Raw genomic sequence first — 21,775 nt, 5'->3', positions numbered from 1 at the left:
GAACGTTTGTGACGACGTTTCAGGACCAGGTGGCCGTGGAGGCCACGATAGCCCAGGCTGCCTGGGACCGGGTGTTCCGGGCGGCAATGGATGCGATCGCGGGCTGCTTCGCGCGGCGTGAGACACGTGCGACGGCAGCGGAGATGATCACCGGGCTGCTGAGGGAGGTGGACACGCGGAACTGCTGGACGCTGGCTGAGGCGCTGGGGCATCCAGGCCCGCACCGGCTGCAGCACCTGCTGTCACGGGCGAGGTTCGACCATGACCGGGCCCGGGAGGAGATCGCCCGCTTGGTCGTGCGTGAACTCGCAGGTCAGGAAGTGGTGCTGGTCGCGGACGAGACCGGGGACGCGAAGTCCTCGACCGACTGCGTCGGCGCCGGCCGCCAGTACTCCGGCGCGATCAAAGGCGTCGGACTGTGCCAGGTCGCCGTGCACCTGGCCGCGGTCACCGAGTCGGTGCGGGTGGTCATCGACCGGGCCCTGTATCTCCCGAGAGACTGGGCTGCGGACGAGGAACGCCGTGAAGCAGCCGGCGTCCCGGAAGGGATCATGTTCGCGACGAAGCTGCAGCAGACCGCCGCCATGGTCAAGAAGGCGCTCGAGCTGGGCGTCCAGGCACGCTGGTTCGCCGGTGACGATGTGTATTCGGGCCGTGAACTCCGCAGGAGTATCCGGGAGTTCGGGCTCGGCTACGCGATCGGCGTGTCGCACACGTACACCGTCACGGACGGAGCGGGCCGCAGGTGGAAGGCCCGCCAGATGATCAACAAGGTGCTGCCGCACCAGTGGATGCGCATGCAGACCGGACACGGAACGAAGGGCACCCGCGAGTATGACTGGGCCTGGCTCGATGTCCGTGCGGACGACACCCCTAACGGACACGGAGACGACGGCACCAGCGTCCTGGTCGCTCGCCGGCACCGGTACACCGGCGAGCTCTCCTTCTTCCGCTGTTGGTCGACCGAAGATGTCACCCTCGCCCAACTGGTCAACGTGATCTGCCGACGATGGCGGATCGAGGAGACTTTCCAACTCGGCAAGACCTTCACCGGCCTGGACGAAGGACAGGTGACCTGCTGGAACTCCTGGATGCGCTGGTCGCTGTTCTCCCTTGCCGCATCCGCCGTCCTCGCCCTGACCGCTGCTGCCGCGACCACGGCGGGCCCTGCCCGACCGGCCCGTCTCGTCCCGTTGACCTGCCCCGAACTCGTCCGAATCCTCCGGGCGTTCGTCCTCACACCACCAGTCCGGGACGCGGAACACATCCTGCACTGGATGGCCTGGCGCCGCCACCATCAAGCCATCGCACAAGCCTGCCACCAGCGCCGACACGCTCTCCATGACCAGCCATGACCTGAACTACAGCTGCCGTGACCGATACCGTGCAATCGACGCACTCTACGGTCTCGGCCCCTCGCTGGCGCTTCTCCTACAGGGCTCGTCCGGTATCCACCAGCAGTTCACCCAACTCAAGGGGTCCGGTCCGCTGGAGAAGGCATCCCCTGCCTCCCTACGGCTCCGGTTCGGTGCCGTCAACACGATCCTGGGGCTCCTGCACGCCTCGGACAGCCCCGAAGAGACCGAACTCGACTGGCAGACCTTCTTCGTCAGAGACTGGAACAACCCGGGCCCCAGCGAGCTGCCCGACACCCCCACCCGATTGAGCACCCCTGGGGCGCGCGTGCTCGCCAGCCTTCTCGACAGCCCGCCCGGTACCGGGGAGAGCCGGGGGTTCCTCCAGGTGCGCGACCAGCTCAGGCGCGGCCTCGTCGCGCACTTGTGGGAACTCCTGCCACAAACGGAAGCTGCCCCTATGGCCCAGCATCTGGCCGCGCTCGATGGGGTCCCGCTGAGCGGTGAATTCGTCACCGGGATGGCGAAGAGCCTGGACGGGGCCGTCGATCTCCTGCTCCGGCGGGCGCTCACTGCGTCCTTCACCCCCGACGAACCGCCGCTGGACACGGGCAGACTGTGGCGGACGCTGGAGGGCCACGGCATCACGATCGACCCTTGGGCCCGCGCCGTGCTGACGACCTGCCAGTACTTCCCGCCCCTCACCCACGTCGAGGACCCGCGGGAGCCCGGGCCCTCTGCAGACGCTCCACAGCTCACCCACTCCGGCACTGAGCCCGCCGCGCATGGCTGAGGCGGCGACGGCACGGCTCTGGGCCGGCGGGGAGGAGGCGATTCCGCACGGCACCCCGCGATGGGCCGTGGAAGAACGGCGACGGGTGCGCGAAACCCTCCTCGGCGCCCACCCCGCCCCGTACCCCTGCCACTTCGGGTCCATTGGTGAAAACAAGGGAACCAACCACTACACCTACTGGGATCTGCGTCAGAATTCCGCGAGTGAGGCGATGGTCGTGGCGCGTGATCTCGGGGCGTTCGTCGAGATCCAACGCGCTCTGCCGGAAGAGCGTCTTTCCCTGCTCATCATGGCCGGGCCTCCCCAGGCAGACAGGAATTTCACCTGGTACCGGGACTGGTTCTGGCGCATACTCTCGGCCCTGCACGAATACGACCGGGATCCGTGGCCGACCGATGTTCCGGACAACCCGGAGGACCCGAAGTGGGAATTCACCTTCGCAGGAGAGCCTCTCTTCACATTCGGCACCTGTCCCGCTTATAGCCCGCGCCGTAGCCGGACGCTGGGTGAATGCCTGGTGATTGGCGTGCAGTGCAGAAGCGTCTTCAAGTCCATCAGCGGTTCCACTGCAGCCGGTCGCGCAGCAAAGAAGCGTATCCGCCGGAGCCTCGCCGAGTACGAGGATGTGCCCCTGCTCGCGGACGCCGGGGATGGTCAAGGCTCTACGGCAGAGAAATGGAAACAGTATTTCCCCGAGGTCGACGGCCAACCGCTGAGCGGAAAGTGCCCTGTCCGGTGGGAGAAACAGTGAAACAACAGGAGACGGCAGCCGTCCGCGCCCACGCCCCGGTTCTCGTGGTCGACGAGGAACTTCCGGACCAGTGGCCCGACGGCACCTTCCTCACCTCGCCCGCGTGGCTCAAGATGATGGGCGACCGGCCGCCCGGCCGCGGCTACTTCTTCCGGCTCGTACTGGACGATGTCACCGTTGCCGCGACCACCGGCTATCTCATCGAGGACCCCGACTGCTACGAGTCGTTCAACATCCACGACCTGCTGTGGCGGGATCCTCCCGTCTTCCCCGACCAGACGAGGCCAGTCGGCCAGGGGCCGGAGCGGGCCGCCTTCTTCCCCTTCCTCGCGATCGTGCAGCCCGGCTACGACTGCGAGATAGTCACCCGGGGGCCGTCCGAGGAGGAAGCGGTCCATGGCCTCCTCGCTGAGGTCACCCGGTGGGCGCGCCAGGCGGGCGCGGTCTGCGCGGCCGTGCTCTACGCGGCCGGTTCCGCGCTGCCCGCGGCGCTGGACGCCGACATGACCTGGCATCGGCGGCGCGGCACTGTGCGGTCCGTTCTCGACGTACCTGCGGGAGGCTTTGACGACTATGTCGCCGGCCTGCGGAAGACGAGCCGCCAGAAGGTCCGCTGGGACCTGCGCGACTTGGCAGGCGCCGGGGTCCGCACGACACGTGCCGACGCGGCCGGGCTCGGGGCCACGGAGGTACGGCTGCGGATGAACCTCGTCGCGAAGTACGGGGGATACAGCACCTGGGATGTGGAGCGGTCCAGGCTGGAGCGGTTGGTCGCGCTCTTCCCCGCGGACCGCCTCCGCCTCTTCCACTGCGCCACGGCTGACGGAGACATCGTGGCCTTCAGCCTTTTCATCGCGTACGGCAAGCAGTGGCACGTGTTCTGGTGCGGATTCGACTACGCAAACCCGGCGTCACGCAGGACGTACTTCGATGCGATGTTCTACTCACCGGTCCGCGTCGCCCAGACCGAGGGAGCCCAGGTCATCGACTACGGCCTCGGTTACGAGAAGAGCAAGAAGTGGCGGGGGTGCCACGGCGCGCAACGGGACATCTGGGTCACCGCCCTCGGCGAGGGTCTCACCCAGTGGTTGGGGCCCGCCGCCCCGGGCGGCGGACCGAAAGGAACACCGGCAGCCGGTGCGCACACCGATGCCGGGTGACCGAAGCCATCGCCAGCCGACTGGAGACGCGGTCTTGAACGTGAGTGCCACACAGCAGGCAGCTGAGAACTCTGCGCTGATCGACGAGGTCTTCGCAGCGGGGTACGACTTCATCACAGGCGTGCCGGACTCCTATCTGGCCGGTTTTCTGAGCGCGCTGGCTGCGCACGAGCGGGCCGATGAGTGCTTCCTGCCCGGGACACGCGAGGACAACTGCGTCGGACTCGCAGTCGGGGCTCACCTCGCCGGTGCGACACCGCTGGTGTTCATGAAGAGCGCCGGGCTCGGGACCTGCGTCGACGCCCTGACCAGTCTGGCGCTGGTCTACCGGGTGCCGGTGGTGCTGCTGGTCTCCTGGGCCGGACACGACGGCCGCGACGTGCCCCACCACAACGTGATCGGCCAGCCAGCCCCCGCCATGCTCCAAGCCCTCGGTATCTCGGTCCTGCGCTGCCGGTTCGGCGACACCGCGGACATCGCGGAACAACTGCGCGTGGCGTTGAAGGAAGCGGTCTTTGTCCGTGGCCCCGTCGCGGTGCTGTGCGCGCCGGAAGGTGAGTGAGAACAGATGCTGACTAGAGACGATGCTCTCGCCCGGATCGCCCATACGGCCGGGGTCGAGAATGCGGCAGTGTTCATCGGCAACGGGCTCAATCCGCGGGCGCTGCACGCGATCGCCGACCGGGACGAGAACTTCTACATGATGGGCAGCATGGGCCTCGCGCTGCCCCTGGCTATTGGGTTCTCCCGGCGGTCGGGCAGGATCGCGCTCGCGGTAGAGGGCGACGGGAACACCCTCATGGGCATGTCCGCCATGGCGCTGGCCCCGGCCGCGCGCGGGCCGCTCGTGCACATCGTTCTTGACAACCAGGTCTACGAGAGCACCGGTGGGCAGCGGTCGCCCGCGCCCGGCTTCTCCTTCGTCGGGGTCGCCCAGGCCGCCCGGTACGCGACGTCGGTGTCGGTGACGGATCCCGAGGCGTTCTCCGAAGCACTGTCTGAGGCGGTCGGCGCGAAGCAGCCCGGGTTCATCCACGTACGCACGGCAGCCGACTCCGGGCCACCACCCCCTCGGGTCCCATACCACCCGGCGGACATCACCGCCCGGTTCACCGCCCACTACCGCACACGCGACACCTTACGAAACGAGGTGACCCCATGAACGACCTGCGCATGGGTATAGGTGTACACAGCCCCATCACGGCGCTGCTGGCGGAGGAGGCCGGCGCCGACGTCCTCTGGCTCGGCAGTCTGGAGATGTCCACCAGCCGCGGAGTACCGGACCGGGAGGTCCTGGAGCCGCAGGAAATCGCCGGGATCATCCGCTCGGTGCGGGCCGTGACCTCACTGCCGATCTACGTCGACGCCGACACAGGCCGGGGGAGCGACGAACTTGCCGTCCTGGCGACCAAGCTGTACGAGGAGGCCGGCGCCGACGCGATCTGCGTGGAGGACAACCTCTTCCCCAAGCGGAACTCGCTCGACGACCGCTTCGGCGGCAGGGAGCTGCTGGACCCGAACGTCTTCGCCGACCGGATTTCGGCCATGGTAGCCACCCGCCGCTCGCTGAAGGTCATTGCCAGAACCGAAGCGCTGGTGGCTGGTCAGGGAACGGACGCGGCAGTCGAGCGGCTGCAGCGTTACGCGGCCGCTGGCGCGGATGCTCTGTTCGCGCAGGCCAACCGGGCGAGTGCCGACCAGCTGCTCCCAGTGGTGGAGAAGATCGCCCCGCTGCGACCTATGGTGCTGGCGCCTACGGTGCTGCCCCACACCGATGCCGAGGCGTTCGCGGCGTACGGCCCGGTGACAGTCCTCTTCGCCAATGTGATCATGCGGAACTTGATAGCAGGGACCTCTCGGGTGCTGCAGGAGGTGATGAGCTCCCGGCGGCTGACCTCGGTCTCGTCGGAACTCGCAGACGTGGAGCGACTGTTCGAGTTGACCGAGCGGGGCCGACTGGCTGGGTCCGAGCCGGGGTCCGGCGCGCGGGCATCGGACGGGCAGGCATCCGGCGGTCAGGCACCGGACGTGCAGGAGCCTGGGGCCGATCCGGCGGATGAGCGGCGGCCCGGCGGCGCCGTCACAGCGACGGAGGGCGCCGGACCCACTAGCTCAGCTGCGGCGGCCGCGCCGACCGACCGTGAACGGGCCCGGCAGCTGATGGCCGAGGCGGCCTTCGACTACTGCGCGGGCGGTGCGGGGGACGAGTCGGGGATGCAGCGCAACGTGGAGCATCTGGACGCCATCACACTCACCCCGCGGGTCCTGCGTGACGTCTCGGAGCGGAGCACCACCACCGAGCTGTTCGGCAGGCGGCTGGCCGCACCGGTCCTGGTGACACCTATGGGGCTTCAAGCCCTGTGCCACCCGGACGCCGAGGTGGCCACCGCAGGGGCCGCCAACTCGCTCGGTCTCGGCTTCACCCTGTCGATGTTCAGCTCGCGGCCCGTCGAGGAGGTCGCACCTGCCGCACCGGGCCTGTGGCAGCAGATCTACCTGCTACGGGAGCGTGAGATCAGCTGGTCGATGCTGCGCAGGGCCGAGGAGGCCGGGGCGGGCGCGGTGGTCTGCACCGTGGACGTGCCGGTCGTGGGCCGCCGCAGCCGGGACGCCCGCAACAAGTTCAGCCGGTTCGACGCGGCACCGCCCGCCATCGTGCGGGACCCGTCGTTCCTCGGCCTCCTCGAGCACCGCAGGAAACGCACGCCCTCGCTCACCTCGGCAGACCTGGTATCAGAGCTCTTCCCCGACCCTGCCGTGTCCTGGGCGGACCTGGCGAGCCTCCGGTCGCGTACCCGTCTCCCTCTGATCGTCAAAGGGATCCTGCACCCTGCGGATGCCGAACGCGCCGTGGACGCGGGCGCCGACGCGATACAAGTGTCCACGCACGGCGGCCGGCAGTCCGACCGGCACTTGGCGTCGGTGGATGCGCTGCCTGCCGTGGTGTCGGCGGTGGGCGACCGGGTGCCTGTCCTGTTCGACTCCGGGGTCCGCAGCGGGGCGCACATCGCGTCCGTGCTGAGCCTCGGCGCGAGCGCCGTCCTCATCGGCAGGCCGGTGCTGTGGGGCCTCGCGTCGGGCGGCCGGGAAGGCGCCGCGAAGGAACTCGCCTCCCTGCTGACCGAACTGGACCACGCCATGGCCCTCCTCGGGGCTCCGGCCGTCACCGACCTTGGCCACGAACTGGCCAGTTCACGGGAGCAGGCATGACCACACCGAACACGAGCGGCAGCACCACAGCGCACCGCCACTGGGACGAGGTCTGGAAGACCAGCAGTGGCCGAGCCGACTGGTCTACGGTCGACCCCTGGGTTGCGGACACCCTCGGCCTGCTGCGCGATCGCAAGGTACGGGACGTGCTGGACCTGGCCTGCGGGGTCGGGCGACACGCCGTCTTCTTCGCCCGGTCCGGCTTCACATGCTGGGCGGTCGACGCGAGCGACACCGCGATCGAGCAGAGTCGGGCAGCGGCCGAAGAGGCGGGCGTGGACGTCGACCTCCGGATCGGGCCGATGAACCACCTGCCTTATCCGGACGACCACTTCGACTACGTACTGGCCTACAACGCGATCTACCACGGCGACCGGGACGCGGTGCGGAGCCACGTACGCGAGATCCACCGGGTGTTGCGGCCTGGGGGTCTGTACCAGTTGACCATGCTCTCGCGCCGCAACCACAACCACGGCAAGGGGATCGCAGTCGGTTCGGGCGCCTTTGTGCAGCCAGAGGCGTTGGACGACAAGGTGCATCCGCACTTCTACTGCGACGCCTCGGAGCTGATCGCTCTCAACGAGCCGGCGGCGCTGCTCCAGGCACACGACGAGGAGCACTCGGCTCCCGGATCGTTCCACTGGCATTGCCTGTTCGAGCTGCCCAGGGAGGCAGGGGGGCCCAAGTGACGCGAGAGCGCCAGTCGGCGCTACTGGCGCGGATCGGCCAGCCGGCGCAGCTCCAGCCGTTTAGGGAGAGGAACTTCCGGTACCTGTGGGCGGGGTTCGCCGTCTCTCTCCTCGGCGACGGCATGATGTTCGTCGCCCTGCCATGGCTGGTGCTGTCGCTGAGCGACACCACCACGGCGCTGGCCGCGATCGGCGTAGTGATGGCGGTGACCGCCCTGCCCGCCGCCCTTCTCGCCGGTACCTGGGTGAACAAGTACGGGGCCCGAAGGGTGATGCTCGCGGGTGATCTGCTGCGCGCGGTCGTACTGGCGTCGATCGGGCTGCTGAGCCTGGCGGACTTGCTCACCATTTGGCACCTCTACGTGGGGCTGGCCGTTTTCTCCGCTGCGGAGGCCGCCTTCATACCGGCGTTCAACACCATGGTGCAGGCGCTGGTACCGGCGGAGCACCTGGTCGGTGCCAACTCCGTCGACCAGGTCATCCGCCCCCTGATGTGGCGGCTGATCGGGCCGGCCCTCGGCGGCGCGATGGTCGCCAGGTCCAGCGCCGACTGGGTCTTCGTGGTGGACTCGCTGACCTTCGTCGTGTCATTCGGCTTCCTGCTCAAGGTGAGCGCCGAACGTAAGCCGCTGGAACAGCAGGAGCCCAGGAGCCTGCTGGCGGAGAGCCTCGACGGCTTTCGCTACGTGTGGCGGCACAAGTGGCTGCTCTATGCGTTCGCGGCGGGAGCGGTGACCGTGATCTGTGTGATGGGGCCATGGAACGTCCTCGTGCCCTTCATTCTCCACGGCGACGCGGCACACGGCGCGGAGACCTACGGGCTGGTGCTGGCCGTCGGCGGAGTCGGCCAGATCAGCGGCGCGCTCCTCGTCGGTGGGAGGTCACTGGATCGGCGGACGCTGCTCTGGCTCTACCTCGCGTGGGGAGGCATGGCCGGCGGGCTCGTGGGGTTCGCCTTCGACGCCTCGCTCGTGCCCGCGCTGATCGGGAGCTTCGTGATCAACGCGGCGCTCGCTGTCTCCGCGGTTCTTTGGGGGGCGCTCCTCCAGAGCGCCGTGTCACGCGCCTACGTGGCGCGCATGTTCGGGATCGACTGGGCGCTGTCCCAGGTACTGGTGCCGATCTCGTACTCGCTGACTGGCGCGTTCGCCGAAATCACCTCCACCGACACGACGCTGTTGGTGGCTGCCGTGGGCGGGTTGATCTGCGTCCCAGCCGTGCTGGTTGTCCGGCAGGCACGGCGCATACCGGAGATGAGGAACCCTTGAGCGACGACACCGACATCACCACGGCCGCCGCCCTCGAAGGCACAACCGGCGCCACCGCCGACGACATCACCGCGCTGCTTGGTCGGCGCTTCCCCTGGCCGGAGGAGAGCGGTGTCCTGCTGACCGGGTCCACCGCTGAGGGCGTGGCCATGCGCGGCTCCAACGTGAACGTGCTGGTGCTCGATGCGCCGGACGACTGGACACCGGATCACGAGAGCACCGGGTCCGTGCTGCGGCCGATGAGCCTGGCCCGCAACCACCTGTTCTCCGGCGACCCCGTGGTCAACATGGACGTCCTGCGGGCACGCCCCCTGCGCGACCTGGCCGAACTCGCCTCCGGCATGTCCCGGATCCAGGACCCGTCCACCCCCGACCTGGAGCTCCCCGTACTCGATGTACTGGAGATCCGCTTCCTCGCCAGGCTCCGCAGCGGCCGGGTGCTCCACGGACCGGAGACGGTGGAGCGCTGGCGGCAGCGTACGCGGGTGCGGTGGCTACCCGCCTTCCACTGCGCCACTACCTATCTCACGGCCGACCACTTCCGCTGCAAGGCGATGACGGCCCATGCCGACAGGCTGCCGCTCGACGCCTCGGTCCTCTTCCGGCTGGCCGTCGAACACCTCCTTATCAGCGCGTTGGCCGCCGAGGGCCGTGTTCTGCACGAGGTGAAGAACCTCGGCCGCAACATCGGCGCCGTCCTCGCGACCGGGTCTCGGCCGTCACGGCTGTTCAAGGAGGCAGGGAGCCTCTTGGACCACGGCATGGAGCCCGGTCCCACGCTCTTCACCCGGTTCGACGAGTGCTCCGCCGCCCTGCTGCGCGGACTCGGCGCCGCTCCCTACGGCCGTACGGCCGTTGACTACCTGGCGGGACAGGGCTACGCGGAGGCGGAGCACGGTCCCGAACGAGCGCGGGACCACACCAGGGCCGGACAGCGCCAGGTCCAGGCCGAACCGGGTCACACCCAGACGGAACAGGGTCACGTACAGGAGGCGCAGACATGAGCACGGCGGAGCTGAAGGCCCCCGAACTTCCCCCGGCTGTCCGCGACGTCGTCGACGGCCTGGCCGCGCTCCCCGCGGTACGGTCAGTCCGCGTCGCCGGCTCGCGCGCACGGGGCAAACCCACCAGGCCCGACAGCGACTGGGACATCCTCGCTTACACAGACACGCTCCCGGCCTGCGGCGAGCTGCGCCGACTGCTGCCGCCCAGTGCCGGATCCGGGGACCGGTTTGAGCTGCACACCGCGAACCCGGAGCACCCGTTTCAGGAGACGGAGTTCACGGTTCCGGTCTCTCCCAGGATCGACGTCTGCCTCCGGCCGCTGGCCCATCTGCGGCAGGAGGAGGACCGGGCCGTCCGGGGGACGTTCACCGTGCATTCCTATCCTAAGACTGCGGGCGGCGTGCCCTCGTACATCCTGCTGAGCGAAGCCGCACTCTCCGCGCCTGTCCACGGCGACGTGGACGCCCCGGCCTGCCCCGACGCGCTTGTCGCCGCCGCGGTGCCGTGGTGGCGGGGGCGCGCCTCCTGCGCCCTGCTGCTAGCGATCGACCATGTCGCAGCGGGCGAACTGTTGGGCGCCCTGGAGCACATGCTCGCCGCGGCCACCTCGATCGCGCACTCCAGGCTGATCTCACGGGGCCGCTGGTACCCCATTACCAAACGCCTGCTCAACGAAGCCGGCGTCATCGACAACACGGCACGCGAGCGGCTGGCCGAGCTTTCCGCCAGCCGGCTGACCGAGTCCGTGGTGCGTCAGGTCGCGGACGACCTGGGGGTCGACGTGGACGACGGACTCGACTGGCTCGCCAGGGGCGAACACATGGGCCCCAGCCGCCCGGGCCAGGCCCCCGCGCGTAATAGCAACCGATAGAACGAGAAGGAAGGCGTCAACCATGCCGGACATCCAGCTCTACGACTGCGACACGCACTTCACCGACCACCTGCCCGAGCTCTGGTCGGAGATCGGTTTCTCCCCCGCAGAGGCCCCCGAGGTGGTAACCGAGGCGGGCACCACTCGGCTCAGGCTCGGCGACCGGCTGTTTCCCAAGCCGAGCGGCCCGGGGCACGGCAACCCCAAGGGCCTCGGCCACCTCATCGGCTCCGGTGAGGACGAAGATCGGGCCGTCTTCATGGCCAAGCACAACATCGCCGCCGCCGTCCTCCAGCCCGGCTTCGTCGGCCTGTCGGTACAGGCCGTCGACGACGAGACGACCAGGATCCGGCTGTTCGACGGCTACAACCGGCTGGCCTCGCGTTCCTGCGCCCGCTCCCCGCTGTCTCTGAAGTGGGCCTTCCTCGCCTCGGTCGAAGACCCCCGGTGGAGCGAGGAGACCCTGCTCAGGTACGCCGAGAACGAACGCGACGAGAACCTGGTGGCCGTGGTGGTCCGGCCGACCGGCCGCACCCCGTCGGTCCGTCTCAACTCCCCCGCTGTGACGCCGCTGCTGCGGACGGTGGCGCGGCTAGGGCTGCCGCTGTTCGTCCACGGGGGCACCGGCTGCTTTCAGTGGTCCCCGCTGGCCGACGCCTACGAGGACTACGCCATGACCCACGCCTTCGGGCACATGGGCGAGCACATGATCGCCCTGGCCGACCTGGTCACCCGGCCGGACGGGCTCCCCGACGACCTTCGCATCGTCATGTTGGAGTCCGGCATCGCCTGGATACCCAGCGTGCTGGGGCGGCTGACCAGTCACACCCGGCGGCTTACCGGCTCCGTGACCACCCCGTCCGAGATCTTCAGCCGCCACTTCGCCGTGGTACCGGACCCCGACGAGGAGCACGTGGCCTGGGCCGTGCGGCAGCTCGGCGCCGACTCCGTGCTCTTCGGCTCGGACTATCCGCACTGGGACACTGTGGAAGCCGCCGGCTGGCTGGCACGCTTCTCCGACCTCTGCCCGCCGGAGAAACTGGCCGCGAACACCGCCCGGTTCGTACCCGGCCTGTCCGGAGCGACGTCATGAGCTCGGTGCTGACGCTGGGTTTTGACGACCGCGTGCGGCGGGACCACGACCGTCCCGTCCGCATCCTCGTCGTGGGCTGCGGCGATCTGTCGGTGCGTGTCCTGCATGGGCTAACCGCCACATCGCAGCCCCGGCACCTGGCACTCCTGGGGCGCGACGGGGAAGCGGTTGTACGCACCGCGAACATGGTGTCGCTCGCCGCGACGCAGCTGGGCCGACACTGCCCGGTCGACCCCCTCGTGCAGGATCTAGCCGACATGCCTGGCACCGCGGAGGCCATCTCGCGGTTCTATCCCGACATCATCTTCTCGGCGGCCAGCCGACAGTCCTGGTACGTCATCTCCGAACTCCCCGCCGACCGCTTCGCACGCGTCAGCGCCGCCCACTTCGGGCCCTGGCTGCCCATGCACCTGGACCCGGTGCTCAAGCTCATGAAGGCAGTACGTGCCTCGGGCACCAGAGCGGTCGTGGTGAACGCCTCCTACCCGGACGCGGTGCACCCCGCCCTCGCCGGGGCCGGCCTAAGCCCGGCGCTCGGCATCGGTAACGTAGCGAACTCCATACCCGCGCTCAGGATGATCGCGGCCCGGCACCTCGGGTGCGCTCCCGCCGATGTACAGCCGCGTTTCGTGGCACACCACTTCATCAGCCACCGCATCTCCCGTACCGGCGACAGTGGCGGCGCGGCCTACGATCTGACCTTCTGGCGGGGCGGCATGGAGGTCACCGACCAGCTGCCGATGGACACGATGTTTCAATCGATGCGCACCGAGTACCGCAGGACCGGGGGCCGTCAGGGACAGCTGATGACTGCGGCGTCCGCGCTAGGCGTGCTTGAGCCGCTGGCCGCCGGTTTCGAGGCCACAGTGCACGTACCCGGCTGGCATGGCCTGCCCGGCGGCTTCCCGGTACGGATCACCCGGGAAGGGACCGCACTCGACCTGCCGCCACAGCTCGGTGAGCGGGAAGCCACAGAGATCAACCGCGACGGGCAGCGCCACGACGGGATCTCCCGGATCGCGGAGGACGGGCTCGTGGAATTCACCGACGAGTCCGTGGAGATCATGCGGGAGGAACTCGGCTACACCTGCAAACAGCTGGCTCTCGCCGACGTGGAGGAAGCGGCAGACGAACTGGCCGCGCGCTACGCGGAGTACTGCCCGCGATGAGCGGCCAACCGAGGCACGTGCTGGTGATCGACCACATCGGTTACCACTACTACCAGGACACCGACGGTCGGAAGTTCCTGCCAGCGGACCGGAACCGCGTCCACCTCGTCACCGACATCCGGAAGCTGGACCAGGCGCGTGGTGACGAACTGGCCTCGGTCGTCGGCATTCCCCGCGGCGACGACGCACTGCTGGAGGCTGCGGCGCTTTTCCACCACGGTGCCTACGGGCACCCCGTGGAGCGCGTCGTGGCCATCAGCGAGGGCCTGCTGCTGGCCGCCGCTAGGCTGCGGGACAAGCTGGGGGTGCCGGGGCCCACGGAAGAGCAGGTCCTGGGCTACCGCGACAAGGTCACGATGAAGGACCGGCTGTGGGAGCACGGCATCCGCGTCCCCGACTACGCGCCTTTCACCGAGAGCGCCGCACAGCGCCTCCTCACCCGACACGGGAGGGTGGTGGCGAAACCACGTCGCGGCGAGAGCTCCGCTGGGATCGCCTTCCTGGACGGCCCCGACGACCTGAGCCGATTCCTAGCCGAGGCGGATCGCTCCGGCATTACCCCCGACACCTACGAAGTGGAGGAGCGCATTGACGGCACCCTCTTCCACATCGACAGCGTGGTCAGCGAGGGCGTGCCGCTCGCCGCGACCGCTGGCCGGAGCATCGAGGAGACAACGTCCTACCGGCACCTCGGTGCCTTCCGGGACGTAGCCGTCGGTCCGGGGGAGACGCTCGACCGGCTCCTGCGCTTCAACCGTGAAGTGCTGGCCTGCTACCCGTACTTCAGCGGCGTCACCCACCACGAGGTGTTCCTGAACGAAGATGAGGTGGTCTTTTGCGAGATCGGCGGCCGTCCGGGCGGCGGCGGCATCATCCCTGGTTTCCACTCGCGCACCGGCCTCAACCTCGACGAGATAGCCGTCCAGGCGCACCTGGGCGAGGAGATCGCCCGACCTGCGCCCCCGGCCGACCACCTCACCGGGTACGCGCTGGTGTACGCCCCGTCCGGTCGCCTGGAGACCGACCTGACGCCACCGGCCACCGACTGGATCATCGACGCCCAGCTGCGTTTCCAGGTCGGTGACGTAATGCCGCGGCCCACGGGCTGGAACCAGGCGGCGGCCACGGTCACCGTTCGGGGGCAGTCCGAGGCCGAGGTCACGTCCCGTCTCGACCAGGTGATCGACATGCTCCAGGACAGGCTGCGCGGCGGGAGCGGGAAGCAGGGGTGAGGTGACCATGGCGGAGATCGAACGGTTCGCGATCACGATGGCGCAGCGCGCGGCGACGGAGATCCGCGCCACAGTCCGCCAGGGGCTCCGTGTGAGCCGGAAGAGCGGCCCGGAGGATCTGCTGACTGAGGCGGACCTCAGGGCGGAGTCGGTCATCACGGACCTGCTGAGCAGGGTGCGGCCCGGCGACGCGGTCCTCGCGGAGGAGTCCGGTTACCGGCCCGGCCACACCGGGGTGACCTGGATCGTCGATCCGCTCGATGGGACGGCGAACTTCGTCCGCGCCTCGCCGCACTACGCAGTCAGCGTCGCCGCGGTGTCCGGGTCGGGGTGCTTGGCCGCCGCGATTGTCCGGCCCGCCGACGGACAGTGGATGGCCCTGCGTGACGGCGCGCTCGACGGCGACTTCACCCAGGACCCACCCGCCGTGGCCAAGGGCGCGCGGGTGGCCGTCGCGCTCCCGTATGGTGCCGCCGAGCTCGTCGAGGCCCAGGCGATCCTCGGTCTGGTGGGACAGCGGTACGAGGTGGCGCGCACCGGTTCGGCGGCGTGCGACCTGCTGCGGGTGGTTTCTGGCGCCCTGGACGCGCACGTCTCGGTGGCGCTCCCATGGTGGGACACGGCCGCAGGCCATGGCCTGGTTCACGCCAGCGGCCGGACCGTGGTGCACAGACGGTCGCCGAGGCGCACTCGGATCGACATCTCGGGGCGGCCAGAGGTGGTGCGCTCGCTGGCGCGCCTGCTGGCGGAGCACTCCCATGTGAGCGAGGGTGTGGCATGAGCGCACCCGGCCCCCGCTCAGGGCGTCCCGCGCTGTTGTTGGTGGTCAGCCGACGCCGGCGCTTCACTCGGCACGTGCTGGACCGGCCGGACATCGACACGGTTCTGCTGCGTCCGGAGACATCCACGGTCGACGTGCCGGACGGCAGGCCCGCGTTCCGCCTGCGCGCCGGTGTCCCGGCGGAAGAGGAGGCCGCGCGCTATCAGCGGTGGCTCTCCGACCTCGGCCTGCCGCGTCCGGCGTTCTTCTGCAACCCCGACGAGGCGGCGCAGCCCCTGGCGCACCAGTTCGCGGCCGCCGCCGGGCTTCCGCACCTGTCCCCCCGGCAGGTGCGGCTGGTCACCGACAAGTTCGCTATGAAGGAGCTGTTCGCCGCCGCGGAGCTGTCGGCGGCGCGGTTCCGCGCGGTCACCTCGGCCACGGAGGTGAAGGAGTTCGCTGACCGGTATGGGTGGCCCGTCATCGTCAAGCCTGCCGTCTCCGGTTCGGCGGTGGACACATGGAAGGTCGACGCCGACCGGCTGGCCGCGGTCGACCTGGCGTTGAGGAGCCGCCCGGACCGGCGGTGGATCGCCGAGGAATACGTTCGGGGCACTGAGCACCAGCTCTGCGCGCTGGTGTACGAGGGCGAGGTGCAGGACGCCTACGTTGCGGTCAACCCGGCTCCCGTACTGGACACTCTGGACGGGGCGATCAACGGCGACATCACGCTGGCCCCGTCGGAGTCGGCGCCGGTCGACGGGCGTGCGGTGGCGCAGCGGATTGCCGACGCACTCGGTTTCCGCGCCGGTTATCTGCACGGCGAGTTCTTCATCAAGGACGACGGCTCGTTCGTCATGGGGGAAATAGCTGCGCGTCTGGGCGGTGCCGAACTGCCAACCAGTCATGGCCTTTCCCGCGGATTCGACATGCTGGCCGCGGTGGCGGACGTGTATGTGGGCCGCCGACCGGCGCTCACGTACACCCGCGACCGTTCGGTCGGCGAGCTGCTGCTGCCGACCCGTCGTGGCGTCGTCTCGGACATCTCGTCCCTGGCGGAACTGATGGTCCTGCCCGGTGTGGTCTCCGGCGCGCTCACCGCTGCCGTGGGTGACTGCCTTGACCCGCCGCGGGCCTCCAACGCCGCCAGCGGCTACGTGCACGTCGAGGGGGAGAACTCGGGCATCGTGCGGGAACGAATGGCTGAAGTGCTGTCCCGTTTCCGGCTGGAGGTGACCGAGGCACATCCATAGGATCCCTGTACTCGTCGGCCCAGGCGAATGGCCGACAGCTGCCCCAATATCCGATGTCGTCGAAAGGCCACCCCATGGTCGCAAGTGTCGCTGTCCTGTCCGATATCCATGGTGTGTTGCCGGCTCTGGAGGCGGTATTAGACGAGCCCGATGTCATGGCGGCCGACCTGATCGTCATCACCGGTGACCACGCGGCCGGTCCGCAGCCGGTCGAGGTACTGGACCGGCTGCGTGCTCTCGGCGACAGGGCGATCCTGGTCCGCGGCAACGCCGACCGGGAGCTCGTCGAGATGGCGCGGGGCGAGTTCCCAGCCGACCAGGCATGGGAGATCGACCTGTGGGCCGCCGAACAGCTGCGGGACGAGGACGTGAAGTTCCTCGCGGAGCTCCCCCACCCGGTGACCATGGAGGTCGACGGCTTCGGGAAGGTCGTTTTCTGTCACGGGACACCGCGTGACGACGACGAGGTCGTCCTCGTCGACACCCGCCTGGACCGCTGGGCGGAGGTCTTCGCCGAACTGCCCGACGACGTACGGACCATGGTGTGCGGTCACACTCATATGCCGTTCATGCGCCTTGTCGACGAGCGCCTTGTCATCAACTCCGGCAGCATCGGCATGCCGTACGGCAGGGCCGGCAGCTCCTGGGCTCTGCTACACGGCGGGCAGGTGCAGTTGCGTCACACCCCGTTCGACGTCGACAGCGCCGTGGACCGGGTGGCCACGGCGTCGGGCTACCACGGCTGCCGCGCCTGGGCCGAGCACTACGTCCGGGCGGTCACCACTGACGCCGAGGCAGTCCGCACGTTCGGCCCTCGGGACGGCCGGGCCTCCTCTTGATCTGACGTCACCGGCCCCGCGGCGGGGCTGTCCGTCGATTACCCGCTCCCTGGGTTCGGTTGGCCTCCTGATGCGTGGCGATCGCCACGAGACGAGGTGACCTGACGCAACGTCATTGCCCCCGCGAGCGTGCGTCCGCGGCGACCCGGTGGACGCTCGTGAGCGACAACCGGGACGCGGCGGCGATCACCAGCTCGACGGACTCCGGCTCACCCACCGTGATTCGTGCGCCTTCGCCAGGGAATGCCTTAACCCGCACCCCCACCTCCTGGCAGGCGTCGGCGAACGCCCCGGTGTGCTCGCCGAGGCCGAGCCACACGAAGTTGGTGTGGCTCTCGGGCACATGCAGCCCCAGGGCGCGCAGCCCATCGATGAGCAGACTGCGGCGCCGGACGAGCTCCGTCACCCGCTGGCCCAGCGCCTCACGCGCACGCAAGGACGCAACGGCCGCCCGCTGGGCCGCAGCGCTCACTCCGTACGGCAGCGCGCGTGCCCGCAGCGCGGCGGCCACCGGTTTCGGCGCCATGGCGTAACCGACACGCAGCCCAGCCAATCCATACGCCTTGGAGAAGGTGCGGACGATGACCACATTGGGCCGGTGACCTGACGTGCCGACCGCGTCAGGGGCGTCCGGCCCGGAGGCGAAGTCCCGGTACGCTTCGTCGATCACGACGAGTACGTGCCCGGGCACACGGTCGAGGAACCGCTCCAACTCGGTGCGGCCGACGACCGTACCAGTCGGGTTGTTGGGGTTGCACACGACGACCAGCCGGGTCCGCTCGGTGACCGCGTCAGCCATCGCTGGCAGGTCGTGCCGGTCTCCGCGCAGCCGGACCGGCACGGGCACCGCACCCACGAGCCGCACCGCCGCGCGGTACCCCTCGTAGCAGCGCCACGCGAACACCACTTCGCAGTCCGGCCCCGCGGCATACTCAGCCAGCAAGTCCCGTATCAGCGCGACGGAGCCCGCGCCGACAGCCACTCGCTCGGCCGGTACCCGCAGCTCGTGGGCGAGGGCGGCCCGGAGCTCCACACACTCCGGGTCGGGATACCGATTCAGCTCTCCGGACGTTTCCCGCACGGCTTCCAGCACACCTGGCAGCGGGGCGAAGGGGTTCTCGTTGGCCGACAGGTTGTAGGGGCCGGTCGACAGTGATAACGGGGAATCAACCATGCGCCGAAGGTACGGGCCGGTTGATGCGGCGTCCATGGGGCGAGCCAGCTATGGCACGGGCCGCACCATAGCCGGGATGACGAACGAATCCTGTGGCCTTCCCAGATGCGTTCAACTGCACGGCGATGAGCCACGCAGCTGGGTGCAGAGCAGCTGTGACTGTGACTACGGCCGCTCTCTCTTCCTGTACGGCATGTCGTGCCGACCGACAGCACCAGAATCGCCCGGTGAGATGCCACCACCTGTAGAGTCCCTCCTCGACTACCGAGTTGAACAAGACGTGATGTCTGCCACACGAAGCAGCTGAGAAAGGGACACGCTGACGTGTCGCATTGTGACACGCACCAGCACCTCAACCCTGTTGTAAAGCGACACGACTTGCGTGGGACACGGTGCTTGCCGACACAACCGGTTCCGCAGCCGACGTCGAGCGCGCGGCCGTCCACGGGTGCCGGCGCGTGCTCGACGAGCAGGCCCTTCTCCTCGTCCCCGAGCCGCCGGAAGCCTCGCCCCTCGGTGTAATGCTCGGACCAGTCAGTCCGGGTGTATCCCACGGATCACTCCTCGTTCGTGAAATGCGGGGTGGTGGTGCGGTGTCAGGGCAGTTCGATGAGGCCGTAGAAGGCGGTCGGCTGCTTGGTCTGCAGCGCCCAGTACCGGTCTCCGACCGACCAGTGCCACCACTCCGTGCCGTAGTTGATCAAGCCTGCGGAGGACAGCGCGCGGCCCAGCGCGGCCCGGTTTGTGCGGGCCCGGTCGCTGAGGCCGGGTGCGTCGGTGTAGCAGGCGCCGTCGGACTCCTCCGGGGAGGCGTTGACGCGCGTGCCCATGTCCAGCTCGCGGCCCTGTTGGTCGGTCAGCGTCACGTCCACGGCCGCGCCGGCGGAGTGCGGCGCGATCTCCGGAGGCGAAACGAAGCGGCTGGCGGCCTGACGAAGCTCTGCCGGCGGCCACCCGGGGTTGGCGCGGGAGAGCTCCTTCGAGTACTCCTCGAAGTACTGCCGCTGCAGCGCCGGGGGCCGGTACCCCTCGATGAACAACAACCGCAGCCCGTCGGGCAGCAGTGACTGGGCGTGCAGCAGCCGACTGAGGACTCCGTGCCGGACGTAGGCCCAGGCCCCGGTGGCGTCGCGTTTGCGGTCATCGACCGTCAGGCCGTGTGCGCGGACGTCGACCAAAGCCTCGCCAAGGTCCTGCACGGGGATCGCCGCGACCCTCGAATCGGACATCAACACAATGCCGTCGCTTTTCATGCGTTCCCCCAGCTGTCGACGTATGCGGCCACGCCAGTACGACGGGCCTCCTCCACCGCGCGGAGTCGCGCGAAGTCGCCTTTCGGCATCAGCGGCTGCCACAGCTGAAGGGGCAGGACACGGGCCTCGTCGTGCTCGCGCGCGTCGAGCGTGATGGCGCGGATCTGTTCGACGGTGAGACGCCCGCCGTCGAAGACGAGCTGAAGGGTGCTGTAGGGGCGCTGTGCCCGGGGCTGCCCGTACACGGTGGCCAGCAGCCGGGGCGGACCCTTAACGCTCATGCCGGTCTCCTCCCGGCACTCGCGCACGGCCGCATCCCAGGGCCGCTCGCCCAGATCCATCGCGCCGCCGATCATGTGCCAGGGATGGGAGGGGGAGTAGACGGAGTGCAGTTGCAGGGGCCGGTCTTCCTCATCGGTGACGTACAGGCACACGAACGCGACCGCCTTGGGCAGTGACTGGGCATACTGCTCCGGCGGCACCCACGTCTCCTCCGGCTGCGCGTCGTGCGCCGCGACGGCGCATTCGCTGTGCCGGGTCATCCGCATCAATGCCGGGCTGCCGCTGAAGCCGAGCTCCCGGTACAGCGGCGCAGCCTCCGCGCTGGTGTGCAGCTCGAATAGGGTGATGTGTTCGTCGGCCAAGTGGTCAACGAGCGTGCCGACAACGGCCCGCGCGTAGCCGCAGCGACGGTACTGGGGATGGGTGGCGACCATCTGCACACGAGCGGCCAGCCCGTGCGGGTAGGACGGCGCAGTAAGAACCGGGTGGATCAGCCCGAGAGCACAGGCGACCGGCCCACCGGTGGGGGAGTCGATGACGAACGCGCGCGCGTCGCCGTCCGGCATCAGACGGACGGCCAGCTCGTCCGCGCACCGCCGGATCCACTGAGCGCTCAGTGGCGTCGACAGGATGTACGCGGAACGCAGCTGGATGATGGCGGCGGCGTCCTGTGGCACAGCCGCGCGCACCAGGAATTTCTCAGCGGCGCGCCGTTCGCCATGCGGGGAGGTGGGATCAGCGTGCACCGGGTTGCTCCTTCGACGAGAGGGTCGCGTCGTGCTTGGCCCGCAGCCGGGCCAGCGTGCGGTGGCCGCGTTCGACCAGCTCGGGATCACCGTGGGCGGCCCCGTACGCGATCCCGCTCACGGAATCGAGAGCTGCGTCGATGACCAGCCGGGCCTCCTCGGCGGCGGTCAGGGACCTGCCGTACCCGGCCAGAAACGCCTCGAAGAGGTCGGGGCGGCCGACCCAGGCGTCGGACAGGCGGACCAGATCCCGTACGGCCGGTCCCGGCTCACTGCGCTCGAGATCGATCACCGCCACGAAGACGTCGGGATCGTCCGCCTCATCTGCGGCGTCGGGGGTGTAGAGGATGTTGCGCAGCTGGAAGTCCCCGTGGGTTTCCACCCATTCCAGCGGCTGCAGATCCTCGGCCCGCCGGACGAGCTTGCGGACGAACGCCTCATCGCCCGGGTTCAGATGGGGCCGCGCTCCGGCCAGGTGCCGGTCGGCCTTGGCAACGGCCGGGCCACTGCCGGCAGGCGCGGGCCGTGCGGGAGAGGACTGGTGGATGCGCCGGGCCAGCGCGCCGATCCGGTGGAAGACCGCCCTCTGCCGATCCGGGGCAAGGACGGCGCCGTGCAGCGGACGGCCCGGCACCGCGGTGAGTACCACCGCCAGCAGCTTCTCGTCGGCGGCAACCAGTCGAGGTGCGGCCGCGCCCAGTGCCGGTGCCCACGTTCGCAGTCCCCGTACTTCCCTGCCGTGGAACTTGTCGTTCTGGTGGACCTTCACGTACCAGGTGACCATCCCCTCGTAGCGTGGAGCCCGTGATTGCAGGGGAAGTTGGGATTCATGGGGTCCAAGAAGAAGCCGCCGTACGACGCCGAGTTCCGTG

21 protein-coding genes are annotated in these 21,775 nt (G+C 69.1%); 17 read left to right on the top strand and 4 right to left on the bottom strand.

Going from position 1 to position 21,775, the window contains the following annotated elements; all coding sequences use genetic code 11:
- Positions 1 to 8 precede the first annotated feature (8 nt).
- From ACZ3TS_RS35035 to ACZ3TS_RS34955, 17 genes are all read left to right on the top strand, one after another.
- Positions 9 to 1,355 (top strand): IS701 family transposase, encoded by a 1,347-nt coding sequence (locus ACZ3TS_RS35035; RefSeq protein ID WP_467625865.1) that lies wholly within the window; start codon positions 9 to 11, stop codon positions 1,353 to 1,355.
- A complete protein-coding gene (locus ACZ3TS_RS35030) occupies positions 1,342 to 2,148 on the top strand; it encodes a nucleoside-diphosphate kinase (protein ID WP_467625864.1) in 807 nt (268 codons plus the stop codon). Before ACZ3TS_RS35035 ends, ACZ3TS_RS35030 begins: the two co-directional genes overlap by 14 nt.
- Entirely contained in the window at positions 2,141 to 2,899 is a 759-nt protein-coding gene (locus tag ACZ3TS_RS35025; RefSeq protein ID WP_467625862.1) for a YqcI/YcgG family protein, read from the top strand. Before ACZ3TS_RS35030 ends, ACZ3TS_RS35025 begins: the two co-directional genes overlap by 8 nt.
- Positions 2,896 to 4,059, top strand: a complete 1,164-nt coding sequence (locus ACZ3TS_RS35020) for a GNAT family N-acetyltransferase (RefSeq protein ID WP_467625861.1) — start codon at positions 2,896 to 2,898, stop codon at positions 4,057 to 4,059. The genes ACZ3TS_RS35025 and ACZ3TS_RS35020 overlap by 4 nt, the downstream gene beginning before the upstream one ends.
- Before the next feature lie 40 nt (positions 4,060 to 4,099).
- Positions 4,100 to 4,621 (top strand): thiamine pyrophosphate-binding protein, encoded by a 522-nt coding sequence (locus ACZ3TS_RS35015; RefSeq protein WP_467625860.1) that lies wholly within the window; start codon positions 4,100 to 4,102, stop codon positions 4,619 to 4,621.
- Positions 4,622 to 4,627: 6 nt separating this feature from the next.
- Complete coding sequence (locus tag ACZ3TS_RS35010) at positions 4,628 to 5,221, top strand: thiamine pyrophosphate-dependent enzyme (protein ID WP_467625858.1); 594 nt, start codon at positions 4,628 to 4,630, stop codon at positions 5,219 to 5,221.
- Positions 5,218 to 7,269, top strand: coding sequence for an alpha-hydroxy-acid oxidizing protein (locus tag ACZ3TS_RS35005; RefSeq protein WP_467625857.1), 2,052 nt, complete (start codon positions 5,218 to 5,220; stop codon positions 7,267 to 7,269). The genes ACZ3TS_RS35010 and ACZ3TS_RS35005 overlap by 4 nt, the downstream gene beginning before the upstream one ends.
- Entirely contained in the window at positions 7,266 to 7,958 is a 693-nt protein-coding gene (locus tag ACZ3TS_RS35000; protein WP_467625855.1) for a class I SAM-dependent methyltransferase, read from the top strand. The genes ACZ3TS_RS35005 and ACZ3TS_RS35000 overlap by 4 nt, the downstream gene beginning before the upstream one ends.
- Positions 7,955 to 9,226, top strand: a complete 1,272-nt coding sequence (locus tag ACZ3TS_RS34995) for an MFS transporter (protein WP_467625854.1) — start codon at positions 7,955 to 7,957, stop codon at positions 9,224 to 9,226. The genes ACZ3TS_RS35000 and ACZ3TS_RS34995 overlap by 4 nt, the downstream gene beginning before the upstream one ends.
- Positions 9,223 to 10,230, top strand: a complete 1,008-nt coding sequence (locus ACZ3TS_RS34990) for a hypothetical protein (RefSeq protein ID WP_467625853.1) — start codon at positions 9,223 to 9,225, stop codon at positions 10,228 to 10,230. Before ACZ3TS_RS34995 ends, ACZ3TS_RS34990 begins: the two co-directional genes overlap by 4 nt.
- Entirely contained in the window at positions 10,227 to 11,102 is an 876-nt protein-coding gene (locus tag ACZ3TS_RS34985; protein ID WP_467625852.1) for a nucleotidyltransferase domain-containing protein, read from the top strand. The genes ACZ3TS_RS34990 and ACZ3TS_RS34985 overlap by 4 nt, the downstream gene beginning before the upstream one ends.
- A 22-nt stretch (positions 11,103 to 11,124) precedes the next feature.
- Positions 11,125 to 12,195 carry an amidohydrolase family protein gene (locus tag ACZ3TS_RS34980; protein ID WP_467625850.1) on the top strand — a complete coding sequence of 357 codons (1,071 nt, stop codon included), beginning with the start codon at positions 11,125 to 11,127 and terminating at the stop codon, positions 12,193 to 12,195.
- The gene (locus ACZ3TS_RS34975) at positions 12,192 to 13,364 is read left to right on the top strand and encodes a hypothetical protein (RefSeq protein ID WP_467625849.1); all 1,173 of its coding nucleotides are present in this window, start codon (positions 12,192 to 12,194) and stop codon (positions 13,362 to 13,364) included. The genes ACZ3TS_RS34980 and ACZ3TS_RS34975 overlap by 4 nt, the downstream gene beginning before the upstream one ends.
- Positions 13,361 to 14,596 carry an ATP-grasp domain-containing protein gene (locus tag ACZ3TS_RS34970; RefSeq protein ID WP_467625847.1) on the top strand — a complete coding sequence of 412 codons (1,236 nt, stop codon included), beginning with the start codon at positions 13,361 to 13,363 and terminating at the stop codon, positions 14,594 to 14,596. Before ACZ3TS_RS34975 ends, ACZ3TS_RS34970 begins: the two co-directional genes overlap by 4 nt.
- A 7-nt stretch (positions 14,597 to 14,603) precedes the next feature.
- Positions 14,604 to 15,377 carry an inositol monophosphatase family protein gene (locus ACZ3TS_RS34965; protein WP_467625846.1) on the top strand — a complete coding sequence of 258 codons (774 nt, stop codon included), beginning with the start codon at positions 14,604 to 14,606 and terminating at the stop codon, positions 15,375 to 15,377.
- Positions 15,374 to 16,609, top strand: coding sequence for an ATP-grasp domain-containing protein (locus ACZ3TS_RS34960; protein WP_467625844.1), 1,236 nt, complete (start codon positions 15,374 to 15,376; stop codon positions 16,607 to 16,609). Before ACZ3TS_RS34965 ends, ACZ3TS_RS34960 begins: the two co-directional genes overlap by 4 nt.
- A gap of 74 nt (positions 16,610 to 16,683) precedes the next feature.
- Positions 16,684 to 17,448: a metallophosphoesterase family protein gene (locus ACZ3TS_RS34955; protein ID WP_467625843.1), complete on the top strand. Its 765-nt coding sequence runs from the start codon at positions 16,684 to 16,686 to the stop codon at positions 17,446 to 17,448.
- Between the two features lie 112 nt (positions 17,449 to 17,560).
- Here ACZ3TS_RS34955 and ACZ3TS_RS34950 read toward each other — a convergent pair whose 3' ends face one another.
- From ACZ3TS_RS34950 to ACZ3TS_RS34935, 4 genes are all read right to left on the bottom strand, one after another.
- Positions 17,561 to 18,622: a histidinol-phosphate transaminase gene (locus tag ACZ3TS_RS34950; protein ID WP_467625841.1), complete on the bottom strand. Its 1,062-nt coding sequence runs from the start codon at positions 18,620 to 18,622 to the stop codon at positions 17,561 to 17,563.
- Positions 18,623 to 19,218: 596 nt separating this feature from the next.
- Positions 19,219 to 19,851, bottom strand: coding sequence for a M15 family metallopeptidase (locus ACZ3TS_RS34945; protein WP_467625840.1), 633 nt, complete (start codon positions 19,849 to 19,851; stop codon positions 19,219 to 19,221).
- 20 nt (positions 19,852 to 19,871) lie between these two features.
- Complete coding sequence (locus ACZ3TS_RS34940) at positions 19,872 to 20,903, bottom strand: bifunctional GNAT family N-acetyltransferase/NUDIX hydrolase (protein ID WP_467625839.1); 1,032 nt, start codon at positions 20,901 to 20,903, stop codon at positions 19,872 to 19,874.
- Positions 20,893 to 21,775: phosphotransferase family protein (locus ACZ3TS_RS34935; RefSeq protein WP_467625837.1), on the bottom strand; the 883-nt coding region annotated here is incomplete at its 5' end. The genes ACZ3TS_RS34940 and ACZ3TS_RS34935, both read right to left, overlap by 11 nt.

It is taken from the genome of Streptomyces sp. NPDC022910, from assembly GCF_055561075.1.
Note: the sequence above shows the minus strand (reverse complement) of the source record. Positions and strands in the feature narration are given on the sequence as shown.